At 72.5% G+C, this 7,437-nt stretch carries 7 protein-coding genes and 1 riboswitch; of the genes, 2 read left to right on the forward strand and 5 right to left on the reverse strand.

Annotated features, from left to right (window positions below; all coding sequences use genetic code 11):
* On the reverse strand, positions 1 to 925 hold a 925-nt coding region (locus E1284_RS36670; RefSeq protein WP_131944742.1), incomplete at its 3' end, for an alcohol dehydrogenase catalytic domain-containing protein.
* Entirely contained in the window at positions 922 to 1,338 is a 417-nt protein-coding gene (locus tag E1284_RS36675) for an acyl-CoA thioesterase (RefSeq protein WP_131944743.1), read from the reverse strand. The genes E1284_RS36670 and E1284_RS36675, both read right to left, overlap by 4 nt.
* A gap of 215 nt (positions 1,339 to 1,553) precedes the next feature.
* Here E1284_RS36675 and E1284_RS36680 point away from each other — a divergent pair, with 215 nt between their 5' ends.
* The gene (locus E1284_RS36680; protein ID WP_131944744.1) at positions 1,554 to 2,210 is read left to right on the forward strand and encodes an RNA polymerase sigma factor; all 657 of its coding nucleotides are present in this window, start codon (positions 1,554 to 1,556) and stop codon (positions 2,208 to 2,210) included.
* A complete protein-coding gene (locus E1284_RS36685; protein WP_131944745.1) occupies positions 2,207 to 3,295 on the forward strand; it encodes an NHL repeat-containing protein in 1,089 nt (362 codons plus the stop codon). The genes E1284_RS36680 and E1284_RS36685 overlap by 4 nt, the downstream gene beginning before the upstream one ends.
* 40 nt (positions 3,296 to 3,335) lie before the next feature.
* On the opposite strand, the gene E1284_RS42120 is transcribed toward E1284_RS36685, so the two are convergent.
* From E1284_RS42120 to E1284_RS36695, 3 genes are read right to left on the reverse strand one after another with little or no spacing between them, the layout of a single operon-like run.
* Positions 3,336 to 3,494, reverse strand: coding sequence for a hypothetical protein (locus tag E1284_RS42120; RefSeq protein WP_165965569.1), 159 nt, complete (start codon positions 3,492 to 3,494; stop codon positions 3,336 to 3,338).
* Positions 3,495 to 3,548: 54 nt separating this feature from the next.
* Positions 3,549 to 4,544, reverse strand: coding sequence for a ribonucleotide-diphosphate reductase subunit beta (locus E1284_RS36690; protein ID WP_131944746.1), 996 nt, complete (start codon positions 4,542 to 4,544; stop codon positions 3,549 to 3,551).
* A gap of 23 nt (positions 4,545 to 4,567) precedes the next feature.
* Positions 4,568 to 6,889 carry a ribonucleoside-diphosphate reductase subunit alpha gene (locus E1284_RS36695; protein WP_243714971.1) on the reverse strand — a complete coding sequence of 774 codons (2,322 nt, stop codon included), beginning with the start codon at positions 6,887 to 6,889 and terminating at the stop codon, positions 4,568 to 4,570.
* A gap of 90 nt (positions 6,890 to 6,979) precedes the next feature.
* A riboswitch (cobalamin riboswitch) is annotated at positions 6,980 to 7,201 on the reverse strand.
* Positions 7,202 to 7,437 lie beyond the last annotated feature (236 nt).

Consider the following 7,437-nt stretch of genomic DNA (forward strand, 5'->3'; position numbering starts at 1 on the left):
CAGCGACGAGGCTGAGGGCCGGGAGCGACAGGGGCGCACCGGGGGCGGGCAGGCCGACGGTGACCGTGGTACCGCCTGGGCGGGTGGCGGCGTACGCCTGTTCCAGGACGGGGACGACGCCCGTCGTGTCGATGACCTTCTCGGCGCCGCCGGAGGTCAGGTCGCGGAGGGCGTCGGTCGCGTCCGGGCCGCCCTGGACGGAGTGGGCGCCCAGCTTCTCCGCCAGGTCTAGTTTGTCCGGGACGAGGTCGATCGCGTAGATCTTCGCGGCGCCGGCGGCCTTCGCGGCGAGGACGGCGGCGAGGCCGACGCCGCCCAGGCCGAAGACGGCGACGGTGTCGCCGGGGGTCACGGCGGCGCTGTAGAGGGCGGCGCCGGCGCCGGTGAGGACGGCGCAGCCGAAGAGCGCCGCGATGTCGAACGGCAGGTCGCGGTCGATCTTCACGGCGGAGCGGGACGAGACGACGGTGTACTCCGAGAACGCCGAAACGCCCAGGTGGTGGTTGGGGCGGGTGCCGTCCGGGGCGACGAAGCGCATGCCGCCGCCGAGCAGGGTGCCCGCGCCGTTGGCCGCCGCGCCGGGGCCGCAGAGGGCGGGACGTCCGCCGACGCAGCGTTCGCAGTGGCCGCAGGCCGGGACGAACGCCAGGACGACATGGTCACCGGGGACGAATTCGGTCCCCGGGCCGGTTTCCACGACTTCGCCGGCGGCCTCGTGGCCGAGCGCCATCGGCAGCGGGCGGGGGCGAAACCCGTTGATCACGGAGAGGTCGGAGTGGCACAGCCCCGCCGCGCCGATCCTGATCAGGAGCTCGCCGGGGCCGGGCGGGTCGAGGCGCAGGTCGGCGATCTCCAGCGGGCGGGACGCGGCGTACGGAGCGGGCCGTCCCGACTCGACCAGGACGGCGGCGCGGGTCTCGGTCATGGGGTGAGCAGCTTCTCCATTTCGGCGCGGACCGCGCCCGTGATCTCGACCGGGCGGCGGGTGCGCCGGTCGACGAAGACGTGCACGAAGTGGCCCTCGGCGACGAGCGTCCCGTCGGACGCCCGGAACATCCCGATCTCCCAGCGGACGCTGGAGCGGCCCAGCCTGCCGATGCGCAGCCCGACCTTGATCGCGTCCGGGAACGACACCTCGGCCTTGTACTCGCAGTGCGACTCGACGCACAGCCCGATGGCGGCGGACGTCGCGGGGTCGAAACCGGCCGTCCGGATCATCCACTCGTTGATGACGGTGTCCATGAGCGAGTAGTGGACGACATTGTTGACGTGCCCGTAGACGTCGTTGTCCTTCCACCGGGTCGGGACGTTCTCCCAGTGCTGGTACTCGCCGGTCATGATGGGCAGCCTAGGGGCGGCCCGGCGGCGGTGCCGCACCGGCCCGGCAGGACGGTGACCATGCAAAACGGCGTCCGGGCGGGCCAGGGCCCATGCCCAACGCGCCCGAGCCCGATGCGGAGGCGGCGTTCACGAGGCCGCAGGGAAGTCGGGAGACGTCGCGGGAAAATACCGGGGCGGAAGCAACCTTTTCCGGCTTCGTTGGTTCTCAAGGCATGAGATTGCATCTCGGACTGGCCGCGGCGGGCGACGGCACGCCCGCCGGCGGCATATCCGGCAGCGCCGTACCTGACGGCGGTGAACCCGGCGGCAGCCTCGCGGACGCCACGGCCGCCGATGGGACGCCGGCCGCCGACGGCGAGCGCGTGACCGGTCATGTGCTGGCGGCGCTGTTCCGCACCCACCACCTGTCGCTGGTGCGGCTCGCGGTGCTGCTCGTGGGCGACCAGGCCGGCGCGGAGGACGTGGTCCAGGACGTGTACGCCCGGATGCAGCGGCGCCACGAGCGGCGAGGCGGAGGGAGCGGCCTGCCCTCCACGCAGCCGGAACTGCTCGCCTACGCGCGCACCGCGGTCCTGAACGCCGGCCGGACGCTGCTGCGCCGCCGGGCCCTGACGCACCGGCTGTTCCAGGCTCCCCAGCCGGTGTGGTCGGCGGAGAACGACGCGCTGGTCGCCGACGACCGGCGGCGGGTGCTGCACGCGCTGGGCCGCCTGCCCGCCCGGCAGCGGGAGGCGATCGTCCTCCGCTACTACCTCGACCTGTCCGAGGTGGAGATCGCCGCGGCCATGGGCGTCCGGCCGGGCACCGTCAAGTCGACCATCTCCCGGGGCCTGGACGCGCTCCGCGACCGGTACGAGGAGGAACGATGACCGGGTTCTCCGACGAGCTGCTGCGGGCGGCCCTGGCCGATGCGGCCGGCACCGTCCGCCAAGAGGAGTTGCGGCCGCTGCCCGCCCCGTCCCGGCGCCGCCGCCCGCTCTTCCCGCCGCTCGCCGCGCTGACCGCCGCGGCGGTCGCCGTCGCCGCGGTCGTCGCGGTCGTCCTCGTCGCGCCGTGGTCGGGGCACGGACGGGACGGCGCCCGTCCTCCCTTCGCCCTCGCGGCCTACGGGGGAGCCGACTACATCCTCGACGGGGCGCAGCCTCCCGGCGGGCCCTCGGTGACGATACGCAGCACCGATACCGGCCGGGCGATCGCGACGCTGCCCGCGCCGGCGGGAACGTCCGGCTTCCGCTACTCCGCCGACTCCGGGGACAACCGGACCTTCGTCCTCACCACCGCCGACCCGCAGGCGTGCACGATCGGCTTCTACCGGCTCACGCTCGGCGCCGACGGCCGGCCGAAGGGGCCGCTGACCGAGATGCGCGGCACCGGGCTGCGGCAGCGGACGAGCGAGGCGCTCGCCCCACTGGCCGTGGCCCCCGGCGCACGCCGTATCGCGTACGCGGGCCGGGAATGCGGCGGCGATTCCGCCAAGGGGACCGTCACGGTCATCGACACCGTGACCGGTGACCGCCGCGTCACCCGGCTCCCCCTCCCCGCCTTCGCCACCGACCTGTACTGGGCGCCGAACGGCCGGGAGCTGGTGTTCCAGACCATGGGCGAGTACCTGGACCGCGGCCTGAGCACCCTCGACACGTCGACGGGCAAGGTGAGCGCGATCCGGTTGGGAGCCGGTGACACGACGTTGCGCGGTGCCGCGTTCGGCAAGGACGGTACGCACATCGTGGCCCTGGTGCGCGACGGCGGGCAGAACCACGTGGTCTGGTACGCGCCGGCCACCAAGACGATCACGCGCCGGGTGGCCCTGCCGCCGAGCGATCCGCTGGCGCCGACGATGTTCCAGGTGTCCGGGGACCGGGTCGTGGCGATGATCGGCGACTACGTGCACGTCGTCACCGGGACGAAGGTCACCACCCACCGCGCCGGCGAAGCCGGCGACAGCCTGCCCTGAGCCCGCGGCGCCGCCGGGGTCTCAGCGGCGCCGCCGGGGCTCAGCGGCGCCGCCCACCACCGCCCCGGAACCGGGCGAGGAGCCCGCGCACCTTGGCCTGGGTGCGCGGGTCGCGGGCGTACCGCTCGGCCTTCGCCCGCATCCTGCGTCCCTGCGGGCTCCGGACGTACCTCATGATCTTGTTGACGACGGACGGCATGGTCGTCCTCCTCGGCCTGGGGTCTCCCTACAACGAGTGCCCGGCCCGAGAAGTTCAGAACGCCTCGTCCAGGGTGACGCTCCCCTCTACGCCGATCTGGTACGCCGAAACCCGGCGCTCGAAGAAGTTCGACAGCTCTTGGACGTCCTGCAGCTCCATGAACGCGAACGGGTTGGCGGTGCCGTAGCGGGCCGGGAGCCCGAGCCGGACGAGCCGCTGGTCGGCCACGTATTCGAGGTAGGCGCGCATGTCGCCGGCGCTCATGCCGGGCAGTCCGTCGCCGCACAGGTCGCGGGCGAACGCCAGTTCCGCCTGGACGGCCTCCTCCAGCATCGCGGTGACCTGGGACGTCAGCTCGGCGTCGAACAGCTCCGGCTCCTCGGCGCGCACGGTGTCCACCACGGAGAACGCGAATTCCATGTGCATCGACTCGTCCCGGAACACCCAGTTCGTCCCGGAGGCGAGGCCGTTCAGCAGACCGCGCGACCGCAGCCAGTACACGTACGCGAAGGCACCGTAGAAGAACAGCCCCTCGATGCACGCCGCGAAGCAGATGAGGTTGAGCAGGAACGTCCGGCGGTCGCCGGCGCTCCGGAGTTCGTCCAGGGAGCCGAGCGAGTCGATCCAGCGGAAGCAGAACTCCGCCTTCGCCCGGATGGACGGGATGTGCTCGATCGCCGCGAACGCCCGCGCGCGCTCGTCCTGATCGGGCAGGTAGGTGTCCAGGAGGGTCAGATAGAACTGTACGTGGACGGCCTCCTCATAGAGCTGCCGCGATAGGTAGAGCCGCGCCTCTGGGGCGTTCACGTGCTTGTAGAGGTTCAGCACCAGGTTGTTCGCCACGATCGAGTCGCCGGTGGCGAAGAACGCGACGAGCCGGTTCACGAGGTGCAGTTCGGCAGGGGTGAGCCGCTCCAGGTCGGCGAGGTCGGAGGCGAGGTCCACTTCCTCCACCGTCCACGTGTTGCGGATCGCGGCCCGGTAGCGCTCGTAGAAGTCGGGGTAGCGCATGGGCCGCAGGGTCAGGTCCATGCCGGGGTCGAGCAGCATGCCGTGTCCTTCCGTTCGCGCGCTCACTGGCATGCCTCGCAGGTCTCGGGGTTCTCCAGGGAGCACACGGCCGCGTCCACGGCAGAAGCCGCGGCGGTAGCCGCAGTGGACGCGACGGTCGTCTGCGCGATGCGCGTCGCCGGGCGGGACCGCAGGTAGTAGGTCGTCTTGAGGCCCGCGCGCCACGCGTACGCGTACATCGAGGAGAGCTTGCCGATCGTCGGCGTCTCCATGAACAGGTTCAGCGACTGCGACTGGTCGATGTACGGGGTGCGGGCGGCGGCGAGGTCGATGAGCGCCTTCTGCGGCAGTTCCCAGGCCGTCCGGTAGAGGGTGCGCATCTCGTCCGGCAGGCCGGTGAGGCCCTGGACGGAGCCGTTCGCCTTCTTCACCGCCTCCCGGACGGCCGGCGTCCACAGCCCGAGCGACTTCAGGTCGTCGACCAGGTAGCCGTTGATCTGCAGGAACTCCCCGGACAGCGTCTCGCGCTTGAACAGGTTGGACACCTGCGGCTCGATGCACTCGTAGCAGCCCGCGATGGACGCGATCGTCGCGGTCGGCGCGATCGCGATCAGCAGCGAGTTGCGCAGCCCCGTCTCGGCGACCCGCGCCCGGAGTTCGGCCCACGCCTCGGGACGGGTCTGCGCCGCGTCCGGGAAGTGGTCGACGTGGAGCCGGCCGCGAGCGGTGCGCGTCATGCCGTAGGCGGGCAGCGGGCCGTGCGCGGCGGCGAGATCGGCGGACGCGCCGTAGGCGGCCAGCGCGATCTCCTCGGCGATCCGCGTCGAGAGCGCGCGGGCCTCGTCCGAGTCGAACGGAAGGCGCAGCGTGAAAAAGACGTCCGCCAGACCCATCACCCCCAGGCCGACCGGTCGCCACTTGCGGTTGGCCTTCTCCGCCTCCGGCGTGGGGTAGAAGCCCCTGTCGATGGTGCGGTCCAAGAACCGGACGGCGGTGCGGACGGTCGAACGAAGCCGATCCCAGTCGACCCCTGCCGGTGTGACATGCGCGGCCAGATTCACCGATCCGAGGTTGCAGACGGCCGCCTCGCCGTCGCCGGTCACCTCCAGGATCTCCGTGCACAGGTTCGACAGGTGGACGGTCTGGCCGGGTTCGGCGGTCTGGTTGCAGGCGCGGTTGGCGGCGTCCTTGAACGTCATCCATCCGTTGCCCGTCTCGGCGAGGGTGCGCATCATCCGCCCGTACAGCTTGCGCGCCGGGACCTGCCGGACGAACCGCCCGTCCCGCTCCGCCGCCCGGTACGCCTCGTCGAACGCCTCGCCCCACAGGTCGGCCAGCTCGGGGACCTCCTTCGGGTCGAACAGCGACCAGGCCGCGTCGTCCTCGACGCGGCGCATGAACTCGTCCGGGACCCAGTTGGCGAGGTTGAGGTTGTGGGTGCGGCGCGCGTCCTCGCCCGTGTTGTCGCGCAGTTCGAGGAACTCCTCGACGTCGGCGTGCCACGGCTCCAGGTACACGCAGGCCGCGCCCTTGCGGCGCCCGCCCTGGTTGACGGCGGCGACGGACGCGTCCAGCGTGCGCAGCCACGGCACGATGCCGTTCGAATGCCCGTTGGTGCCGCGGATCAGCGACCCCCGCGACCGGACCTTCGTCCACGAGATGCCGATGCCGCCCGCGTACTTGCTGAGCCGCGCGACCTGCCCGTACCGGTCGTAGATCGACTCCAGCTCGTCGCGCGGCGAGTCGAGCAGGAAGCAGGACGACAGCTGCGGGCGGCGCGCCGCCGCGTTGAACAGCGTCGGCGAGCTGGGCAGGTAGCGCAGCGTGCCGAGCAGCCCGTACAGCTCCGCCGCCTCGTCCACGGTGTCGGCGAGGCCGCAGGCGACCCGCAGCAGGAAGTGCTGCGGACGCTCCAGGACGAGCCGCGAACGCGGATGCCTCAGCAAGTACCGGTCGTAGAGCGTGCGCAGCCCGAAGTACTCGAACCGGTCGTCGGCGGAGTCGTCGACGAGCGCGTCGAGCGCGCCGGCGTTGGCGGCGACGAACGCGGCCGGGCCGTCCGCCAGCAGGCCCGCGCCGTGCGCGGCGGCGACCGACTCGGCGAACGTCACGACGCCCGCGGACGCCGCCTCGTCCCTGATCCGGGCGCCGAGCAGCCGCGCGGCGACCTTGGAGTACCCGGGTTCGGCGGGCACCAGCGCGGCGGCCTCGCCGATCGCGAGGTCGCGCAGCGCCGCAGCGTCCAGCCCGTTCCCGGAGCGGACGGCGGCCAGCACCCGTCCCGGCTCGACATCCGGTATGCCGTCGCAGGCGGCCTCGACCTCCGCGCCGATCCCCCGCCACGACGCCGCCGTGGCTGGCCGCGCCGCCAGAGCCTGTGTCACGTGCCTCTCCCCTCGCAAGCCGCCTCGCGGGGGGCATGCGAACGGCGCGCGGCGGCACGCCGCGCTCCGCCCTCCGGCCCACCCGCGAGGCCTGGACGTATCGAACTGGCAGGTCTTCGGACTCGCGGGCGCCGCCTTCCGGAGAAGGCGTCCTAGTGGCCGTCGCTTCCCGGGCCCGCGATGGGCCCAGTGCTCGATGACGGCGGTCGTTCCCGCTCACCGCTGCGGGGCAGTCCCGGATTCGCACCGGGTTCCCTCTTACGACGCCCCCGCCGCGAGCGGCGGGGGCGTACCAGCACGGGATTGAACCCTACATCTAGTTCACGATCTTTGCGCAACCCCAAGATGTAGGGCGTGTCGGCGGACCGCCGGGGTGGCGGCAGGGTCGGCTGCGGGGCCGGCGGGGGTGGTGGCACGATGGTCACGTCATGTCCGAACGCCCCCGCGAACCCCTGTTCCGGACCGCCCGCGCGATCGTCTTCGCGACCGCGTGCGTCGCGCTGGCCGTCCTCGGGCATGTCCTCGCAGGTGGAGCCGCGGTCCCGGGG

Source organism: Actinomadura bangladeshensis, from assembly GCF_004348335.1.
In the GTDB taxonomy this organism is placed as follows: Bacteria; Actinomycetota; Actinomycetes; order Streptosporangiales; family Streptosporangiaceae; genus Spirillospora; species Spirillospora bangladeshensis.

Excerpts from the sequence above, each read along its gene's own strand:
- E1284_RS36690 (WP_131944746.1), bottom strand. The coding sequence starts at position 4,544 with ATGCTGCTCGACCCCGGCATGGACCTGACCCTGCGGCCCATGCGCTAC.
- E1284_RS36685 (WP_131944745.1), top strand. The coding sequence starts at position 2,207 with ATGACCGGGTTCTCCGACGAGCTGCTGCGGGCGGCCCTGGCCGATGCG.
- E1284_RS36675 (WP_131944743.1), bottom strand. The coding sequence starts at position 1,338 with ATGACCGGCGAGTACCAGCACTGGGAGAACGTCCCGACCCGGTGGAAG.
- E1284_RS36680 (WP_131944744.1), top strand. The coding sequence starts at position 1,554 with ATGAGATTGCATCTCGGACTGGCCGCGGCGGGCGACGGCACGCCCGCC.
- E1284_RS42120 (WP_165965569.1), bottom strand. The coding sequence starts at position 3,494 with ATGCCGTCCGTCGTCAACAAGATCATGAGGTACGTCCGGAGCCCGCAG.